The organism is Lysinibacillus sp. NPDC097231 (genome assembly GCF_044761885.1).
Taxonomy (GTDB): domain Bacteria; phylum Bacillota; class Bacilli; order Bacillales_A; family Planococcaceae; genus Lysinibacillus.
On record NZ_JBIWDH010000008.1, the window covers coordinates 38935 to 55982 of the forward strand.

At 35.8% G+C, this 17048-nt stretch carries 17 protein-coding genes and 2 pseudogenes; 6 read left to right on the top strand and 13 right to left on the bottom strand.

The window, feature by feature from the left end; translation table 11 throughout:
• The 5 genes and pseudogenes from ACIQXF_RS07215 to ACIQXF_RS07235 all read right to left on the bottom strand — a co-directional run.
• Positions 1-509, bottom strand: a pseudogene (locus ACIQXF_RS07215) (hypothetical protein); the annotation flags it as partial.
• 184 nt (positions 510-693) lie between these two features.
• Positions 694-897 (bottom strand): type 1 glutamine amidotransferase family protein, encoded by a 204-nt coding sequence (locus ACIQXF_RS07220; protein ID WP_402780704.1) that lies wholly within the window; start codon positions 895-897, stop codon positions 694-696.
• A gap of 179 nt (positions 898-1076) precedes the next feature.
• Entirely contained in the window at positions 1077-1193 is a 117-nt protein-coding gene (locus ACIQXF_RS07225) for an HTH domain-containing protein (RefSeq protein ID WP_402780707.1), read from the bottom strand.
• Between the two features lie 86 nt (positions 1194-1279).
• Positions 1280-1900 (bottom strand): DUF3267 domain-containing protein, encoded by a 621-nt coding sequence (locus ACIQXF_RS07230; protein WP_402780710.1) that lies wholly within the window; start codon positions 1898-1900, stop codon positions 1280-1282.
• Positions 1901-1919: 19 nt separating this feature from the next.
• A complete protein-coding gene (locus tag ACIQXF_RS07235; RefSeq protein WP_402780713.1) occupies positions 1920-3329 on the bottom strand; it encodes an aminotransferase-like domain-containing protein in 1410 nt (469 codons plus the stop codon).
• Between the two features lie 129 nt (positions 3330-3458).
• Here ACIQXF_RS07235 and ACIQXF_RS07240 point away from each other — a divergent pair, with 129 nt between their 5' ends.
• Positions 3459-4349 carry a DMT family transporter gene (locus ACIQXF_RS07240; RefSeq protein ID WP_402780716.1) on the top strand — a complete coding sequence of 297 codons (891 nt, stop codon included), beginning with the start codon at positions 3459-3461 and terminating at the stop codon, positions 4347-4349.
• Between the two features lie 241 nt (positions 4350-4590).
• Here ACIQXF_RS07240 and ACIQXF_RS07245 read toward each other — a convergent pair whose 3' ends face one another.
• The 5 genes from ACIQXF_RS07245 to ACIQXF_RS07265 form a co-directional block, all read right to left on the bottom strand.
• The gene (locus ACIQXF_RS07245) at positions 4591-5334 is read right to left on the bottom strand and encodes an amidohydrolase family protein (RefSeq protein ID WP_402780719.1); all 744 of its coding nucleotides are present in this window, start codon (positions 5332-5334) and stop codon (positions 4591-4593) included.
• A gap of 314 nt (positions 5335-5648) precedes the next feature.
• On the bottom strand, positions 5649-5831 hold the full coding sequence (locus tag ACIQXF_RS07250) for a hypothetical protein (RefSeq protein WP_402780722.1): 183 nt from the start codon (positions 5829-5831) through the stop codon (positions 5649-5651).
• Positions 5832-5902: 71 nt separating this feature from the next.
• Positions 5903-6139: an ABC transporter permease gene (locus ACIQXF_RS07255; protein WP_402780725.1), complete on the bottom strand. Its 237-nt coding sequence runs from the start codon at positions 6137-6139 to the stop codon at positions 5903-5905.
• 644 nt (positions 6140-6783) lie between these two features.
• Positions 6784-7986 (bottom strand): hypothetical protein, encoded by a 1203-nt coding sequence (locus ACIQXF_RS07260; protein WP_402780728.1) that lies wholly within the window; start codon positions 7984-7986, stop codon positions 6784-6786.
• A gap of 631 nt (positions 7987-8617) precedes the next feature.
• On the bottom strand, positions 8618-10375 hold the full coding sequence (locus tag ACIQXF_RS07265) for an exosporium glycoprotein BclB-related protein (RefSeq protein WP_402780731.1): 1758 nt from the start codon (positions 10373-10375) through the stop codon (positions 8618-8620).
• Positions 10376-10697: 322 nt separating this feature from the next.
• Here ACIQXF_RS07265 and ACIQXF_RS07270 point away from each other — a divergent pair, with 322 nt between their 5' ends.
• Positions 10698-10856, top strand: coding sequence for a hypothetical protein (locus ACIQXF_RS07270; protein ID WP_402780734.1), 159 nt, complete (start codon positions 10698-10700; stop codon positions 10854-10856).
• Between the two features lie 254 nt (positions 10857-11110).
• On the opposite strand, the gene ACIQXF_RS07275 is transcribed toward ACIQXF_RS07270, so the two are convergent.
• Positions 11111-11650 (bottom strand): TlpA family protein disulfide reductase, encoded by a 540-nt coding sequence (locus tag ACIQXF_RS07275; RefSeq protein WP_402780737.1) that lies wholly within the window; start codon positions 11648-11650, stop codon positions 11111-11113.
• A gap of 121 nt (positions 11651-11771) precedes the next feature.
• Between ACIQXF_RS07275 and ACIQXF_RS07280 the strand changes: the two genes are divergently transcribed.
• Complete coding sequence (locus ACIQXF_RS07280; protein WP_402780740.1) at positions 11772-12176, top strand: VOC family protein; 405 nt, start codon at positions 11772-11774, stop codon at positions 12174-12176.
• A 958-nt stretch (positions 12177-13134) separates the two neighbouring features.
• On the opposite strand, the gene ACIQXF_RS07285 is transcribed toward ACIQXF_RS07280, so the two are convergent.
• The gene (locus ACIQXF_RS07285) at positions 13135-13692 is read right to left on the bottom strand and encodes an isochorismatase family protein (protein WP_402780743.1); all 558 of its coding nucleotides are present in this window, start codon (positions 13690-13692) and stop codon (positions 13135-13137) included.
• 234 nt (positions 13693-13926) lie between these two features.
• Here ACIQXF_RS07285 and ACIQXF_RS07290 point away from each other — a divergent pair, with 234 nt between their 5' ends.
• From ACIQXF_RS07290 to ACIQXF_RS07300, 3 genes and pseudogenes are all read left to right on the top strand, one after another.
• Positions 13927-14619, top strand: coding sequence for a YetF domain-containing protein (locus ACIQXF_RS07290; RefSeq protein WP_402780746.1), 693 nt, complete (start codon positions 13927-13929; stop codon positions 14617-14619).
• A 170-nt stretch (positions 14620-14789) separates the two neighbouring features.
• Positions 14790-15704, top strand: coding sequence for a class I SAM-dependent methyltransferase (locus ACIQXF_RS07295; RefSeq protein ID WP_402780749.1), 915 nt, complete (start codon positions 14790-14792; stop codon positions 15702-15704).
• Positions 15705-15727: 23 nt separating this feature from the next.
• Positions 15728-16070 (top strand): annotated as a pseudogene (locus ACIQXF_RS07300) (cupin).
• Between the two features lie 190 nt (positions 16071-16260).
• On the opposite strand, the gene ACIQXF_RS07305 reads toward ACIQXF_RS07300, so the two are convergent.
• Positions 16261-16677, bottom strand: a complete 417-nt coding sequence (locus tag ACIQXF_RS07305) for a VOC family protein (RefSeq protein WP_402780752.1) — start codon at positions 16675-16677, stop codon at positions 16261-16263.
• Positions 16678-17048 lie beyond the last annotated feature (371 nt).

Below are 17048 nucleotides of genomic sequence, written 5' to 3' on the forward strand. Positions count from 1 at the left end.
GATACACCAAGCTCTTTCAGTTGTGTATTTGCTTCTTCTTGAGTTAAGGAACCATCTTTTTGTTGCTTCATTATTTCTTGTACCTTTGTTTTTGTTGCATCATCTAAATTCGCGAATTTATCGCCTTTTTCAGTATGACTTGGAAGAGATACACCAAGCTCTTTCAGTTGTGTATTTGCTTCTTCTTGAGTTAAGGAACCATCTTTTTGTTGCTTCATTATTTCTTGTACCTTTGTTTTTGTTTCATCATCTAAATTTGCAAATTTTTGGATATCTTCATTATGTTTTGAAGATAATGACACCCCTAAGTCTGCTAGTTCATTCCTTAGGTTTTTTAAAATTTCATCAACTTTTTGTTGTGTTTCAGCATCCAAATTTTTGTATTTTTCTACATTTACTATTTCCTTTTGATTTGTAGCAGCAAGAGTTGGAATAGTTGTACCGCCAAGTATGCCTAATGATAAAGCACCAGTCATAGCATAGATTGAAATCTTACTTCTTACTTTCATTCTTATTCACTCCTTGAATTAGTGTAAAGAGGTATTTACCCCTAAGCTTAGATTTATTTAAGCTGTATCTACACTATACCGGCGAAGTGTGTCAGCTGTATGTCAAAAGGACAGCACCCGCTGAAAGAAGTTAAAAAAATGTATTAGGCGTCAATTCTACAAAAGCACCTTTTCGTGAAATATCTTATTTTTCGTAAAAACCATTTTTATTGAAAACATACCATTTTTGAATCTTCTCTTCTGAATGTAGTTTAAGTTGATTCATAATTTCTTTTGCAAATTCCAATGTAGCAGTCCCGTTTGCTGTTATGAAATAATCAGAGTTAACACATTGCTTCTCTATATAAAATTCACTTCCACAATAGACAACTATTTTCAACAAACTCATGGGAGTTGCCTGTATGGTCTACTTTATTTAAATAACCATTGTAAGCTAAAAATGTAGTTGCATCACATATAGCTGAAATTAACACATTGACAGTAGTCAACTAATTTTTTTATAGTTGGCCAAAATCCCCAAACCACCACCTTGGCCAGGATAACTTACTATAGGAATACCCGCTAAATTTAGATTAGTGATTCAATGTCGAGATAAATAGTTCGTTTCGACACTTCAAGCTTTTCCGCCATTTCTTGTGCTGTGAGTTTCTGTTGATGAACTAACAAATTTAAAATATTAAACATTCGGGTTCATTTCATTTCCTCTTCCTCTTTCATATGTTTTCTATAACGTTATTTTTCCTATTAAGATGACTTACGAAATCTTTACCCTATCTGTCCTGTCTAGCTTTTTTCCAATAAGTATTTGGTCCATTACATGTTAAAGTTGAGTTTTTTGGTACCTGTTTCATTATAAGAAGAAGATTTAGTAAATCAACTGACGACCCCATTGCGTTTAGTATGACCAAAAACTTTAAAGTCGTTGTCAAGAGCCCAAATGCACTTAAAATTAGTGGCAAAATTAGTGACAGTATTATAAAAGGAGCTATCGTAATGAATATATATCTTGACTTTGATATCTCTTCTTCCGTAATCACAAAACCCCCGAAAAGAGTAAGCCCTATAGAAGTTTTTTCTGATTTCATAAAATTAGGAATGAAAACCAAATGAAGTAATTCGTGAAATATTAATAGTAAGACTATCCCCAAAATAACACCTAAGTTAATGGTTATTGATATTCCACCAGATGTAAAACCAAAATCTTTTAAAGTAATATCGGAAAAAATATTTATTACCCAAATAGAGATCATTGAAGCGACAATCATTAAAGGGATAGATAACAATATAGCACTTACTAAATTTTTAGGTTCTTTCATCGGAATCCAACCATTTTTAATTAAGTCTAATTGTAAATTCGGGTTACTTTTGGGCAATTTGTGTAGTAATTTCATTTAACCCCTCCATTACGATCTATTGATTTTTAACAATTTCACTTAATTGGAATATGCCTTCTTTAATTTCATCGAATGAAGCATAGCCATAGGAGATTCGTATAAACTGTCCTGACTTTTCAGCATAAATACTACCGGGATTTAGAAGAATATTGTTGGATAATGCTTTTTCAAATAGCCTTTTTACTTTAAACTCTTGCTTTATTTTAACCCATATGAACAATCCACCTTTTGGGATGTCCCATGTAGCATAAGGACCCAAATATTTGTCCATTGCTTCTAAAGCAACTTTTCTACGAATCTTAAGTTGTTCTCTTACTTTATGAAGGTGATCATCATAGAAATTACTAGATAGCCACTCTGCTGCAACGAGTTGGGAAAGGGTACTTGATCCATAATCGGCTTGCATTTTTAAATCTGCTAATCGATTAATGACTGACTCCGAGCCAACTATCCAGCCAATTCGTAATCCTGGACTAAGGGTTTTTGATAAACTCCCAACATATAATACATTTCCGTAATGGTCCATTGCTTTCAATGGTTTAGGTGGTGGATTGTCAATCCATAAATCACGGTACACATCATCTTCTATAACTGGCAGTTGCTCTCTTTCACAGTATGCAATTAATTTCTCTCGTCTACCTTTCTGCATTAAGGCGCCAGTTGGATTGTGGAAGGTTGGAATCGTATATAAAATATTATTTCCTTTTTCCTTTGTCGGATAAATGGAGTCTATGATAATCCCCTCATTATCCATCGTTAATCCTTGCAACTCCATCCCTGCAGACTCAAAAACAGTTAACGAGAAAAGATAAGACGGAATTTCTAACAATACAGTTGAACCCCTTTTTAGGAGTCCAATTGAAATTAGATGTAAAGCTTGGAGCGCACCAGACACTACAAGAATGGACGACGGAGATGCTTCAATTCCTCTTATCTTTAAATAGTCACTAATTGCTTGGCGTAATTTTATACTTCCTTTCGGCTCTTCGTAACCAAACGAGGTTAATTGATTCGATACCTTTTGAACGATGACTTTCATCTCTTCTAACGGGAACATCTCTGGTGATAGCTCCCCTTTACTCAATTGAATAAGATTCCTATTCGATTCCGCTTCGTTAATCTCCTGCACCATCGAAACGCTAGGTTTATGAATGCCTAATGTGACATTTTCATTCCAGTTAGTTGAAGATTTTGCACCCATCAAAGTCCATGTATTATTGGTGACGACTGTTCCTTTCCCTGCTTTACCCTGAAGTAGCCCGTCTGCCATTAGTTCCTCTAATGCTGTTATAACAGTACTACGATTAACCCCAAACTGTTTTGCTAGATTCCGTTGACTTGGTATGGGACTTCCAATCACCCACTCCCCTTTAGCAATTTTTTCTTTTATAAAATCAATAATCAATTGATATTTTGGCTTTTTCATATGTATGCCCTCTTTTGAACTGGTTGTTTTTTTTCATTTTAACCTGTTGGAGAAATTTTACCAAAATACTATTAATATTGAAAACATCATTTTAACCGGTTGGATAAGAAAGTAAAACGAGGTGTATTCATGTTTAAAACATTAGAATTTAAGATTATTTCTGCTCATTTGATAACAATCATTTTATGGGCGTCAGCTTTTCCAGGAATACGAGTGGCATTGACCGCATTTTCACCTGAGCATATTTCACTTTTACGATTATTAGTCGGCTCATTTGTATTAATAATCATAACAATTATTACCAAAACTCCTTTACCTTCGTTAAAAGATATCCCCATCATATTATTACTTGGCTTTTTAGGTTTCACCGTGTATCAAGTAGCACTAAATTACGGAGAGCAAACGATTAGTGCTGGCGTTGCAAGTTTACTTGTTTCAACTACCCCAATATTCACTGCCTTATTAGCTGTATTCTTTCATCGTGAGAAACTTGGATTATGGGGATGGGTAGGTTCACTTGTTGGTTTTTGTGGTGTAGCATTTATTTCTGTAGGAGGTTCAAGTGAAAGTTATGCTTTCAATACTGGGATTATCATAGTTTTAGTAGCATCCCTTTCAGAGAGTATTTACTTTGTTTTTCAACGTCATTATCTAGAAAAATATGGGGCTATCCCCTTCACGATGTATGCCATTTGGTCAGGTACTATTTTTATGTTATTATTCTCACCTGGCCTAGGTGAAGCAATTATGGATGCGCCGATCAATGCAACATTAGTCATCTTGTATCTTGGAATTTTCCCAACAATCATTCCTTATTTTACGCTAGCCTATGTTACCTCACGAACAGGAGTAGCTGAAGCAACAAGTACGCTTTATTTAACTTCTGTTTTCGCATTTCTTATTGCATGGATTTGGCTTGGTGAAGTTCCACATTTTTCTGCCATAACAGGTGGCTTAATTACTTTAGTAGGTGTATTTATTTCAAACATCAAGAAAGAAGATGTTATTAAAGAAAATTAGAATGCGCAAAGTTTAAACTAACTTGAATAATTGCTCCATTGATCATTACGACAGGTATTAATTCTATACCTATTGTCATTTTTTAAGAAGCATTTTCTAACATGTGTAGATGATGCTTGATTGTTGAAAATGCTGCAGTAATAACACATGTTTGCCCTATTCAACCTTAAGAATGTTCGAAAATCATTACGCTCTCTATTTCTCTAAAACCACATTCCACAATTCAATTAGCGATTTAGATTCACTTGAAATAAAAATTCATCGCGTTTTGATAAAGAATTATCTCAGCTGACTTTGCATCAAACAATTCATGAATAAGTTCAATATCTGCATAAGCAAAAGGCCTTTTTGCTCGTGTAGACGGTAGGTCTGTACCGAACATTAATGCTTCTGGATTTACAGCATAAATAGATTTCAAAGCATGTTCAACATCGAGCTCCACACGACCAAATCCTGTCGCCTTTACTCGTACACCTTTTTCTACGAGGCGCAACAAATGAGGAAGGCCTTCTTCGGATAACCCTAAATGATCAATTGAAATCGCCGGTAATTTTTCAATTGTTGGGACAATTTCAGGCAAATCTTTTGCGTCTATATATAATTCACTATGCCAGCCAACTAAATCATAAACACGTCTCGCAAAGTAATCAAGCTTCGTTAAATCTTCGGAGCCGCCACGCTTCACATTGAATCGTAGTGCACGAACACCTTTATTATGTAAATCCATAATTTTATCATCTGTCACCGAAAATGGTAGCTGCGTAACACCACAAAATGAAGATCCCATTTTCTCTAAAGCATTCACTAAATATGCTTGATCAAAACCTTGAAAAGAACCGGATACAATTGCCCCACCTACAATATTATAAGTCGCTGTTTCCTTTTGGTAATCATCTACAACATAGCTAGGTGGTACATACCCTTGATTTTCAGTAATAGGAAAATCAAAATTAATAATGTGAAAGTGTGCATCAAAAATTCTCATCTTTCCGCCTCCTTTCTTTTACGTTATCAAACATAGTGCATAAAGGAAAATTATAATTTTTTATATTTACCCATAATTTTATCTTATTAAACAAAGATTTTGAATAATTTAATTTCCCACCAACAAATGTCTTGAGCAAAAATATAGTTCCTTATAGGATATCCCTTCATGCATTGCTTCCTGATGTAATTAACGTAATAAGACCTGTTAACCTTGATCCATATGACCTAGCAATTCTCTTGTTGTTTTCTCTTGCTTATCAAAATTAATAACAGGCTACTTAATAATAATTCTGCAGTTTTACGTAGTCCAGGTTATATCGCATCCTCATATTCACTATGACGAACACCAAGATACGCGAGTATTACGCCATGTGCTGTAAGCCCAAGTTGTAGTGGAATAAAGATCAGCAATGAGATTTCTGGGTTATAGGAACAAGCAATTGCTACCACTAGTAGTGATGAACTAATAGTAGCCGGAACAGAATAATTACTCATCCCAAAATACAATGGGATTAAGCTTATTCCCGTTGAGGCAATAGCAAAAGGAATGATGTTTAAGACTTCACCTATGTACTGATTGCAGTTATTGTAAATGGATCAATAAGAATATAAATATTAATGATAGAAAATAGACCAACAACAATATTTGATAACATCATTGTGATAAACGTCAAAAAAGCTATCAGGATTAGTTTACTAACAAATATTTTCTTTCGACTAACAGGATAAGAGAACAAAATCAAAATTGTTTTGTTTTTATATTCTTCAATGACTAGTTTCGCAATCAATACAGAGGCAAACAAATAAACGTTGCCCTCACACTTGCACCAATCAGTACAACATTTTGATACATTGAAATGAGTACGTATATGAAATAAAATGAACTACCCTCCAATTGGTATAATTAACAATTGGAGGGTAGTTCAAATAGCCTTACTGGTTTTATTGTTATGATCGTTTTGGAAAAGAGTACGTGATCGCTTTATTGTGAGAGAAGTTATATAAAAATAAAGTACAACTTAGTCGGTGGGGTTTTCTTATCCCCCACCGATTGTTGTAGAGGAACACAAGCTAAGTACTCCGCATCCTGCCGAAATGCTTGTGTGACCAACATCGTGTTGGCCTCAATTGGGCTTTGACTAGTAGTTTTTTGCTTTGCACAGAACAATTCTGAGCAGTAGCGTCTCATCATACTGCTTCTTTTTTACATTACAATTTCTTCCTATCCGATCAAAGTTAAGCAATAAAAGACCAATCGAATCTATAATTGCAGAAGGGTCCCCTCTTACTTACGTTTTTTGGAAAATCTATTGAGGGATTGCCTCAATCTTGAGAACCCATAAAAAATTCAAGTAGTCTTTCTAGTTTTGGGTCACTTTTAAACTAGCGAGCGCTTTAAATAGTATTTTTCCTAGATTGTTCAGTAATCTCCATTTTATTTCTTCAACTATGGCAATTCGAAAAGGATAGTGGCTGTTATACCACTTGCTAAAACAACATCTGTAGTTATTTGAACAGATATAATATTACACTGATCAACAGGGAAACTTGTTAGTGTAGTTGCACAACAATTTGGAGTCGCAGCATTATTTGGTCCTATTATTGTTGCAGTAATGCCCGTAGGTGTAGGAGTGCTAAAACCGCAATTTGTACTTATAAATATCTCAGCCGATACTATATCCCCAACACCTAAAATATTATTACGAATGTTGAAAGTCAAACTTGTAATAGTTGCATTCTGAGGTATAACTATCGTATTCGTCACAAAGTTTGCTGATGCAGTACCTACCCCCACGAATTCACCATTACCAATTGCTTGGTCAGTTCCAAGAAATACATCCATTAGCCCTGGTCCTGTTGCTCCGCCTTCTCCCGTTGCCCCTGTTGCCCCTGTTTCCCCGGTTGCTCCTGTTGCTCCTGTTGCTCCTGTTGCTCCTGTTGCTCCTGTTGCTCCCGTTACTCCTGTTGCTCCTGTTGCTCCTGTTGCTCCTGCTCCTGTTGCTCCCGTTGCTCCCGTCGCTCCCGTTGCTCCCGTTGCTCCCGTTGCTCCCGTTGCTCCTGTTGCTCCTGTTGCTCCTGCTCCTGTTGCTCCCGTTGCTCCTGTTGCTCCTGTTGCTCCCGTTGCTCCCGTTGCTCCCGTTGCTCCCGTTGCTCCTGTTGCTCCTGCTCCCGTTGCTCCCGTTGCTCCTGTTGCTCCTGTTGCTCCCGTTGCTCCCGTTGCTCCTGTTGCTCCCGTTGCTCCCGTTGCTCCTGCTCCTGTTGCTCCCGTTGCTCCTGTTGCCCCTGTCGCTCCCGTTGCTCCTGTCGCTCCTGTTGCTCCTGTCGCTCCTGTTGCTCCTGTTGCTCCTGCCCCAGTTGCTCCCGTCGCTCCTGTTGCCCCTGTCGCTCCCGTTGCTCCGGTCGCTCCTGTTGCTCCTGTTGCTCCTGCCCCAGTTGCTCCCGTTGCTCCTGTTGCCCCAGTCGCTCCCGTTGCCCCTGTTGCTCCCGTTGCCCCTGTTGCTCCTAATGGAACTACATTACAGCCACATTCATTACACCTGAATCTTATTAGGCAAAAGCTACTGCTCTCGTTTATCTCTTCACACTTAAAACAGTCATTATCGCTGCTTAGTTTCCATTTACTAAATCTATGGTGATGATTGAAACTCATTAACATACCTCCTAACATTTTTATTACCATACTATTCAAGAGATAAACAATGCCATTAGGTTCTTATAACATACATACGCTATTATTGAAAAATTTCTTTCTATGATTCTTCGCATTGTTGATAATCCTGCATTAAACTGGGCAGGTGTAGGGAATAATAAAAGAAGAAAAGCTATTCATTTCTATTATTTTCCAATAAATAATTTTCTTTCATCTACTTATATACTATTCATTTTCTTTTATCTCAATAGGTGTAAGTCTATTTCCTAGTTAGCCCTTCTCACTATAAAGTGTAGAGTTAGTGTCAACCTTTTTCAGTTTTGATACCCACTTATTTAGAAGTAATACTAAAAGATCAGGACTTCATTTTGAGTCCTGATCTTTTTAAAGATTGCTATAGTTTAGAAATATATTCATTTAATTCTTTTTGAGTAATCTGTCCTTTTATCGTGAACTTTAGGATACCTTCAGCATTGAAGATAAAAGTTGTCGGGTAATTTATGATTTCAAATGATTTCTAAAGCGAACCATTCTCATCAAGAAAGGTTGGAAAATTCAAATTGTATGTCTCTTGAAATTTTAATGCATTTTTATAACTATCATGAGAAGTTACATTTATCGCTACCAACTATTACTCGAAGGTAATCCCTGCACTTGCATATCCAGCAACCACGTTGACTAGGCTAGCACCTGTAGCCGTTATACTGAATACTAACAATAATCTGGTTTGCGAAGTTACTGGTATTGCTAATCCAGTAGTTATGCCGTTGCTAATAGCTCCTAAGCTGAGCGCTCCTGTGAGTGACGGAGCCAACGTCACAACTGCCCCAGGCACTGCAGTAAATGTGTTATTCGGTGCAGGAGAACTATATAACTGTGCTGTTATTGTTACTGTTGTACCTATGAGGCTTAATGCAGCAGTAGTGCTAAAATATCCTGCGATAGAGGTAATAGTCCCATTTCGTGGAGCCGAGAATGCGAAGTTAAGCAGTGTTCCCCCCGCACCAGTAAGATCAATTGTATTTCCAAGTGCAAAAACCGTTAGGGCAGAATTTCCAAATCCAACAAGACCAATGTCACCGGCTAATCCACCAGCAATTGTAGTTAGTGACACAGTAGTTCCTGATGCAAACGGAATGACTGCACCACCTCCTGTTGCTCCTGTTGCTCCTGTTTCCCCTGTTGCTCCTGTTACTCCTGTTGCTCCTGTTGCTCCTGTTGCTCCTGTTTCCCCTGTTGCTCCTGTTGCTCCTGTTGCTCCTGTTGCTCCTGTTGCTCCTGTTGCTCCTGTTGCTCCTGTTGCCCCAGTTGCTCCTGTTGCTCCTGTTGCTCCTGTTGATCCTATTGCTCCTATTGCTCCTGTTGCTCCTGTTGCTCCTATTGCTCCTGTTTCCCCTGTTGCTCCTGTTGCTCCTGTTTCCCCTGTTGCTCCTGTTTCCCCTGTTGCTCCTGTTGCTCCTGTTGCTCCTGTTTCCCCTGTTGCTCCTGTTGCTCCTGTTGCTCCTGTTGCTCCTGTTGCTCCTGTTGATCCTGTTGCTCCTGTTGATCCTGTTGCTCCTATTGCTCCTGTTGCTCCTGTTTCCCCTGTTGCTCCTGTTGCTCCTGTTTCCCCTGTTGCTCCTGTTGCTCCTGTTTCCCCTGTTGCTCCTGTTGCTCCTGTTGCTCCTGTTGCTCCTGTTGCTCCTGTTTCCCCTGTTGCTCCTGTTGCTCCTGTTACGCCTGTTGCTCCTGTTGCTCCTGTTACGCCTGTTGCTCCTGTTGCTCCTGTTGCCCCAGTTGATCCTGTTGCTCCTGTTGCTCCTGTTGCTCCTATTGCTCCTATTGCTCCTGTTGCTCCTGTTGCTCCTGTTTCCCCTGTTGCTCCTGTTTCCCCTGTTGCTCCTGTTGATCCTGTTGCTCCTGTTGCTCCTGTTACGCCTGTTGATCCTGTTGATCCTGTTGATCCTGTTTCCCCAGTTGATCCTGTTGCCCCTGTTACTCCTGTTGCTCCTGTTGATCCTGTTACTCCTGTTGCTCCTGTTGCTCCTGTTACTCCTGTTGCTCCTGTTGCCCCTGTTGATCCTGTTACTCCTGTTACTCCTGTTACTCCTGTTACTCCTGTTACTCCTGTTACTCCTGTTGCTCCTGTTACTCCTGTTACTCCTGTTGCTCCTGTTGCCCCAGTTGCTCCCGTTGATGTCTCCGTCGCTCCCGTTGCCCCAGTTGCTCCCGTTGCCCCAGTTGCTCCCGTTGCCCCAGTTGCTTCTATCGAAAAACCATTACAACCACATTCGTTACACTTGAACCTCATGAAGCAATTACTGCTCTCGATTTGCTCTTCAAACGTAAAAAAGTCATTATCGCCGCATTGTTTACATTTACCAATTCTATGGTAGCGATTGAAACTCATTAACATACCTCCTAAACATTTTATTACCATACTATTCAAGAGATAAACTATGCCATTAGGTTCTTATAACTATGTATACGCTATTATTTAAAATTACACTAGGCAGGTGCAGGGAATAAATTAAAAAGAAAAGGAATCATTTTTTTATTTCCAAATGAATGACTTTCTTCTATTTTTATACTGTTCATTTTCTTTTATCTTAATAGTGTAAGTCTATTTTCTAGTTAGCCTATCTCACTAAAAAGTATAGATTTTGTCAACTTTTTACGGTTTCGACACAAAAGATATAGTAAAATTGGGGATTATGTATTTTTCTGGAGGAATGGAAGTAGAAAAGCAAAGATTAATTTATTTAGGAAGTCGTATGTTGGTTGTTGGCTTAATAAGCTGTATAATTTTTCAATCTCACAGCCATTTCCTTACTCGTGAAATAGCTATTGACCATTATGTAGGCAATCATATAGCATATGACTTAGCATAATTAGTTGATATTGCAGAAACATATGTAGTAGACATATATTATTTACTCCTTAAAACAAACAGCTCAGAAGTCATCAATACAACCACAAATGTAAGAATTGAATTGAACAAAAAGTAATTTGTAGCCATATAGCGCCCAACGTTAATTTGTCTAACTATGTAATAGATCCAGAAACAAATACATTAAAATAATAATTTCTACTGCTAAAAAGATCAGGCTTAAAGTGAAGTGAGTCCTGATCTTTTTATAGATTGCTACAGTTTAGCCATATATTCATTTAATACTTTTTGAGTAATCTGTCCTTTTATCATGAACTTTAGGATACCTTCAGCATTGAAGATAAAAGTTGTCGGGTAATTTATGACCTCAAATGATTTCTGAAGCGAACCATTTTCATCAAGAAAGGTTGGAAAATTCAAATTGTATGTCTCTTGAAATTTCAATGCATTTTTATAACTATCATGAGAGGTTACATTAATCGCTAACAGCTCTACATTCTCTGATTTTTTGTTATAAAACTCCTTTAAGTCAGGGGCTTCTTCCTGACAAGGTCCACACCAAGATGCCCAAAAGTTGATGATCAAAATTTTTCCTTTGTATTCTTCAAATGTTGTAGTTGATTTATCTAGACCCTTTAGCTTCGTATCAAAAACAATTTGTTTTGACCCATCTGCTAGATCTATCATTGGTTTTATGGCTTCTTCTTTTGACAATTCATTTTTCACAGTAACTCCTATAAGTAAAATCACTAATATAGCTGAAAATATTAACCCGATAAGTTTTTTTCGTTTCACAACAATTCTCCTTAAAATTTATCGTTTCATTGTAATCAATCACTCAAGTGAGTGCTTTTTTGTTTCATATGTAGCATAATTATTTAGTATCAAAGTATGTTAACAAAGGAGAAACACAATTATGACGGAAAAATATGTGCATCATATTTGCATACAAACAAATACATATTCTGAAACCATCAAATTTTATACAGAAGTATTAGGATTTGAACTTGTACAAGAATCACCAAATTTTCACGGTAGGCTTTTTAATACTTGGCTAAAACTGGGCTCTTTTCATATTGAAATTCAAACTGGAAAACAGCATGAAGAACTAGAGGCATGTCATTCTAATGCTCAAGGAATTGTTCATTTCTGTTTATGGGTTGACGATCTCAATCAAGAAGTGGCACGATTGAAGGAAAAGGGTGTTAAATTTATATATAAAAATAACGAAATCATTTATAAAGTTGAAAATGGTCATTTATGTAAGTTTAAAGCTCCTGAAGGAACAATTATAGAAATTCGCGATAATAAAGGTATATAAGCATCTTTTTTTCCTACTTAGACCAAGCACTGATTCTATAAGTGAGTTCTAGTCTTTGTAATTAAGGTTCACTTTTTAATTAAGTCCATCTATAGATTTACCGCTATTATTTCGCTTCGCACAGTCTATAACCACATATTGTATGATTATCATAATAATAGCACAAGTTAAATACATATGGATAACTTTTTCCATTTATGCTTTTTGTTTTATCCATACTCAATGTGATGATGATACAATATACTAAATGGTTGTTAAAATTTATTTTTTCATAAAGTATGTACAAACTTGGTGAGGTGAATAGAAAATGAAAAAATTCAGCCAATTTTTTTACTCTATTTTCTTTAAGTTTCAGCACTTTATTAATTACATTTCATTAGTCATGGTACTGATTTTAACTGACATATTGATTACTATTGGTGACTTTTCGGTATTCTTTCTTGTCCCAGAATTAGCCCCGACTATTTTTACTTTCATTATTATTATTTATATTTGTAAAAAATTGTTTAAGAGCGAAAACCCAAAATTTAAAGCCATTATTCAGTTAGCTAATTCATTCATTTTTTGGAATTTTACATTCATGTGGATTAATCCATTCCCTGATATAAAGAGATACACTAAAATATAAGTTTTTTAATAAAGTGAAACTTAATCCGTGGGGTTTTCTTCATCCCCTCGATTTTGTCTTCACTTATCGGGTTTTTAATGGCTTTTTTTTGCTCCATTTACATCTAAGGTGGGAGATAAAGCTTTTTATTAAAAGACACCCATTATTGAGCATCTTCCTAATAGCATTATTGTTGTTTCATTAGAAAAAGACCCTCGGCATGCATTTCCATTAGGGAATTCACATTTCGTAATAATGTCGAGTTATCCATAGTCCTCCTAGATATTTTTTCACTATTTCGAAAAAAGAAAAGGCACTCACCAAATATGAGTGCCACTAAATTAGTCTCTCTTATCTATACGATTCATGAGTAGGATCAAATAAGTCCTCTTCTGCATCTCTAACAACAGAAAAGTGTTCGACATTGTAATGGCCATGAAGTGTAAGGTTATGATGCTTAATAATTTGTTCAGCACTCAAAACATCATTGTCCGCTGTTGAATGCCCATCACCAACTAAAGTCACATCTAACCCACTAATAGTCGCAGTTCTTACTGCACTATCAATACAATGTTGAGTAGAGCAACCCATAACTACAACATGTTCAATTTTTTGAGATTGGAAATAATTTAGAAGTTCAGTCCCATGGAAACAATTTGTTGCGAATTTATCGAAAATCTTTGCTTCCTTAGGTACATTAATTCCATTATGAATATCAAATCCTTTACCTTCGCCTTCAGCAACATCGCGATCTCTGACAAATACTATTGGAACATTGGATTTTTTTGCTTTATCAATAACTAAATTGATATTTCTAATAAGCCGTTCCTTATTAAAAACAGCTTTTTCTTTGTCATTACCATCCAATAATTCTTGCTGAGCATCGATAATTAATAATGCTTGATTCAAACAATTTTCCCCTTTCATTTTGAGGAAACGTTATGATTATTTAGTGAGACGTTTCCCCTTTTTATTTTTCACGTTAACATTGTTCATACTATCTACCCCCTAAACGAAATAAGTCAACCAAATATTATCATAATTTTCTAATTAAGGAAACTTCAATAAACACTTAGCTATTTATTGGAGTATCTTTTAAAAATACGTTGGGTATTCTAGGAGTTAGATAAGGAGTGGAAGAGTTTGAAGAGTTTAAACCCAAGTTATTTAGTAATAATTATACAAACTGTTATTGCTTTTTTTGTCCTTCTTGCCCTTACAAGGTTTTTAGGAAAAAAACAACTAAGTCACTTAACCTTCTTCAACTACGTAACGGGCATAACGATTGGTTCTATTGCCGCTAATATGGTAGTTTTGACTACAAGTCAGTACAAAAAATATTTAATAAGCTTAATTGTTTGGTGTGCACTTACTTTTATTATTAGTTACATTAGTCTTAAATCAGGAAAAATAAGAGTTATACTTGATGGCCAGCCAACAATTATTATTAAAAAAGGTAAAATCGATAAAAAGGCATTATCAAGAACTCATGTTAATATTGATGACCTTACTATGATGATTAGACAGTATCAAGTTTTTTCTATTACAGAAATTGATTATGCAATTTTAGAGCCAAATGGCAGACTGAGTATTCTTAAGAAACCTGAGTTTCAAGGCACACAAAAAAGTGATATGCAAATCCTTCCTGCGTCTCCTGCTTTTATCCCCACAGAAATCATTACAGATGGGAAGCTATTAGAACAAAATTTATTGGAGGTTGGAAAAAGTAAAGAATGGCTAAATAACGAACTAAAAAAGGCAAATATAAAAGCAATAGAAGACGTTTTTTATGCTGAGATTCAACCAGACGGTAAAATGTTCATCCAAAAAAATTGATGAAGACGTATCTTAAGGAGATAAATACTCAGTTTTAATAGTAATAAGAAAATACTAAAAACTTGACAAAAAAATCTTTTTATGCAATAATTTACTTTTATGATATTAATTTATATAATAGGATTCTCCTGGCCAGGAGAATCCTATTTTTTTTGAAGGAGTGAATTTGCATGGAAAAAGGTGAATCCAGTTTAACTTCATTAATCTCAGCTTTTAGCAGGGCCTATCATAGTCAATTTGATACCCCTAAAATATTTGATGATTATCTAGCAAAAGATTTAATCACGCAAAAGGAATTCAATGACATCCAAGAAAATATGGTTCAAGGTATCCAGTTCTTTAACAAAGAAATTGCGGAAAAACTAAAAGGAAATAAGGAAGAACTATTAAAATGGATTGTGCAAATTCACCTCTCCCCTACGCCCTTGGCACGTGCAGCGTATTGTGAAAAAGTTTTACTAAATGAAATTATGTTAGGTTTACAGCAATATGTCATCCTCGGAGCAGGGTTTGATACTTTTAGTTTAAGACATCCTGAATTTGAAAGCATTTTAAAGATATTTGAAATTGATCATCCTGCGACACAGGAATTCAAAAAGAAAAGATTGGCTACAGCAAATTTCGAACTTCCAAGGAATCTGCATTTTGTTGCCATGGACTTCACGAAAAGGTTTTCAGATCAAAACCTATTGGATAGCGGCTTTGACTATAAGAAAACGTTCTTTAGTCTATTGGGTGTTTCTTATTATTTAACGAAAGAGGAAACTTCCAGCTTGATCGATCATCTATTTGCCAATGTACCATCGGGAAGTTCCATAGTATTGGATTATGCCGATGAAAACTTATTTAAAGCACAAGGAATCTCGAATCGAGTAGACAATATGGTGAAAATGGCTGCTGCCAGTGGTGAACCGATGAAATCGTGCTTTACTTACAAGGAAATGGAAAAGATGTTAGAACAATCAGGTCTATTAATTTATGAGCATTTATCTCCAGCTATTATTAATGAGCTTTACTTTGACAATCGCAAAGATTATTTAAAAGCCTTTGAAAGTATTCATTATCTTCATGCTGTCAAAAAGTAAATGAATTGGAAGAACATATTAAGATGTTTTATAAATTTTCTAAAGAAAATGGCAAAAATATTTCTCAGTTCCTTTCAAACTTTATTATGTCTCGAATTATTAACACTGAAGCATCAGCTAGTATCGGCTGTATGTATTTGGAGAAAACTGTATAATTGGCTATCATCAAGCGGTTGTCCCCCAACTTCTATTAATTTTAGACGGTGAAGGCTATGTAAGAAATGAACAGGAACAATATTTTAAAGTTCAACCTGGTGATGCATTTTTTTGAAAAAGGAAGAATGGCCTGAAACAAAATCGGATAATGGATTAACTGCCATTGTGATAGAAAGTGTAGCATTAAATCCCTCAACTTTTATGCGCTAAAATAATTTCCTAACTTTTTAAACTATTTCTCAGGCAATTAACTATACAAAAATAACTATCCTATCATAATACTAGTAATGTAAGCTGGTTTAGTCTTACACCTCCATGCTTTGTTACTAAGGGCTACTTCTAATTGAAAGTGGCCCTCTATATTATTTATTGACAACCCCGCTACGCCATCCTTCCACTTTTACATGTTCAAATACTTTGCTTTAAATTTTGGACTTAGCTCACTCCACACATCAAATTTATTGCCATCCAAATCATAAAAAACAAAATTCCTTCCTACATGGCCCCTATTTTCAACGTCTCCTACTCTAATTCCCTTATCGATAAAATCTTTATGAATAGACTCCAATGCGCTTAAGCCATTAACTTCGAAAGTTATCGAAAAATGTTCTTCTCCATAACTATCCAAAAAGTTAGCACTTTGATTAGTCATAGATCTAACTAAAAAAATACTTTGATTAGCAAAATTTAGAATAGCCTTATCATTATCTTTATAACTACATTCAGCCCCTAATTTATTGACATACCAATCACAAGACAGTTCAACATCTATGACTGGAATATAAGTAGTTCCTATTCTAATTAACGTTTCACCCACCTAATCGCGCCCCTTCTAGTATCTTCAATACAATTATTCTATCCTTAGTTTAAAACTCCTCTAACGTACAAACTTAATTGTTCAAAAATCACTCTCATTAAAGTGAGAAATGACCAGACTCAACATAAAATTTGGTCATTAACATTTTTGCTATTCAATGTCTTTTACCTTTTAAAAACGTAGTGGACAGATTTCATGACATTAAGATACAATTTTTCCCACACCAATTTCTTCTCACAATAATTATGATAATGATTGTAAGGAGGGCCTATCACATGATAACAATCGGTTTAGCACTATTTATATCTGACAAAAAGGGAATCATAAAACATGTTGGGAAAACTCTTTTTATTCTCCAAAAATAAAAACTA

Coding starts and splice junctions, on each gene's coding strand:
- ACIQXF_RS07220 (WP_402780704.1), bottom strand. CDS start 897: ATGAGTTTGTTGAAAATAGTTGTCTATTGTGGAAGTGAATTTTATATA.
- ACIQXF_RS07225 (WP_402780707.1), bottom strand. CDS start 1,193: ATGTTTAATATTTTAAATTTGTTAGTTCATCAACAGAAACTCACAGCA.
- ACIQXF_RS07230 (WP_402780710.1), bottom strand. CDS start 1,900: ATGAAATTACTACACAAATTGCCCAAAAGTAACCCGAATTTACAATTA.
- ACIQXF_RS07235 (WP_402780713.1), bottom strand. CDS start 3,329: ATGAAAAAGCCAAAATATCAATTGATTATTGATTTTATAAAAGAAAAA.
- ACIQXF_RS07240 (WP_402780716.1), top strand. CDS start 3,459: ATGTTTAAAACATTAGAATTTAAGATTATTTCTGCTCATTTGATAACA.
- ACIQXF_RS07245 (WP_402780719.1), bottom strand. CDS start 5,334: ATGAGAATTTTTGATGCACACTTTCACATTATTAATTTTGATTTTCCT.
- ACIQXF_RS07250 (WP_402780722.1), bottom strand. CDS start 5,831: ATGAGTAATTATTCTGTTCCGGCTACTATTAGTTCATCACTACTAGTG.
- ACIQXF_RS07260 (WP_402780728.1), bottom strand. CDS start 7,986: ATGAGTTTCAATCATCACCATAGATTTAGTAAATGGAAACTAAGCAGC.
- ACIQXF_RS07265 (WP_402780731.1), bottom strand. CDS start 10,375: ATGAGTTTCAATCGCTACCATAGAATTGGTAAATGTAAACAATGCGGC.
- ACIQXF_RS07270 (WP_402780734.1), top strand. CDS start 10,698: ATGGAAGTAGAAAAGCAAAGATTAATTTATTTAGGAAGTCGTATGTTG.
- ACIQXF_RS07280 (WP_402780740.1), top strand. CDS start 11,772: ATGACGGAAAAATATGTGCATCATATTTGCATACAAACAAATACATAT.
- ACIQXF_RS07295 (WP_402780749.1), top strand. CDS start 14,790: ATGGAAAAAGGTGAATCCAGTTTAACTTCATTAATCTCAGCTTTTAGC.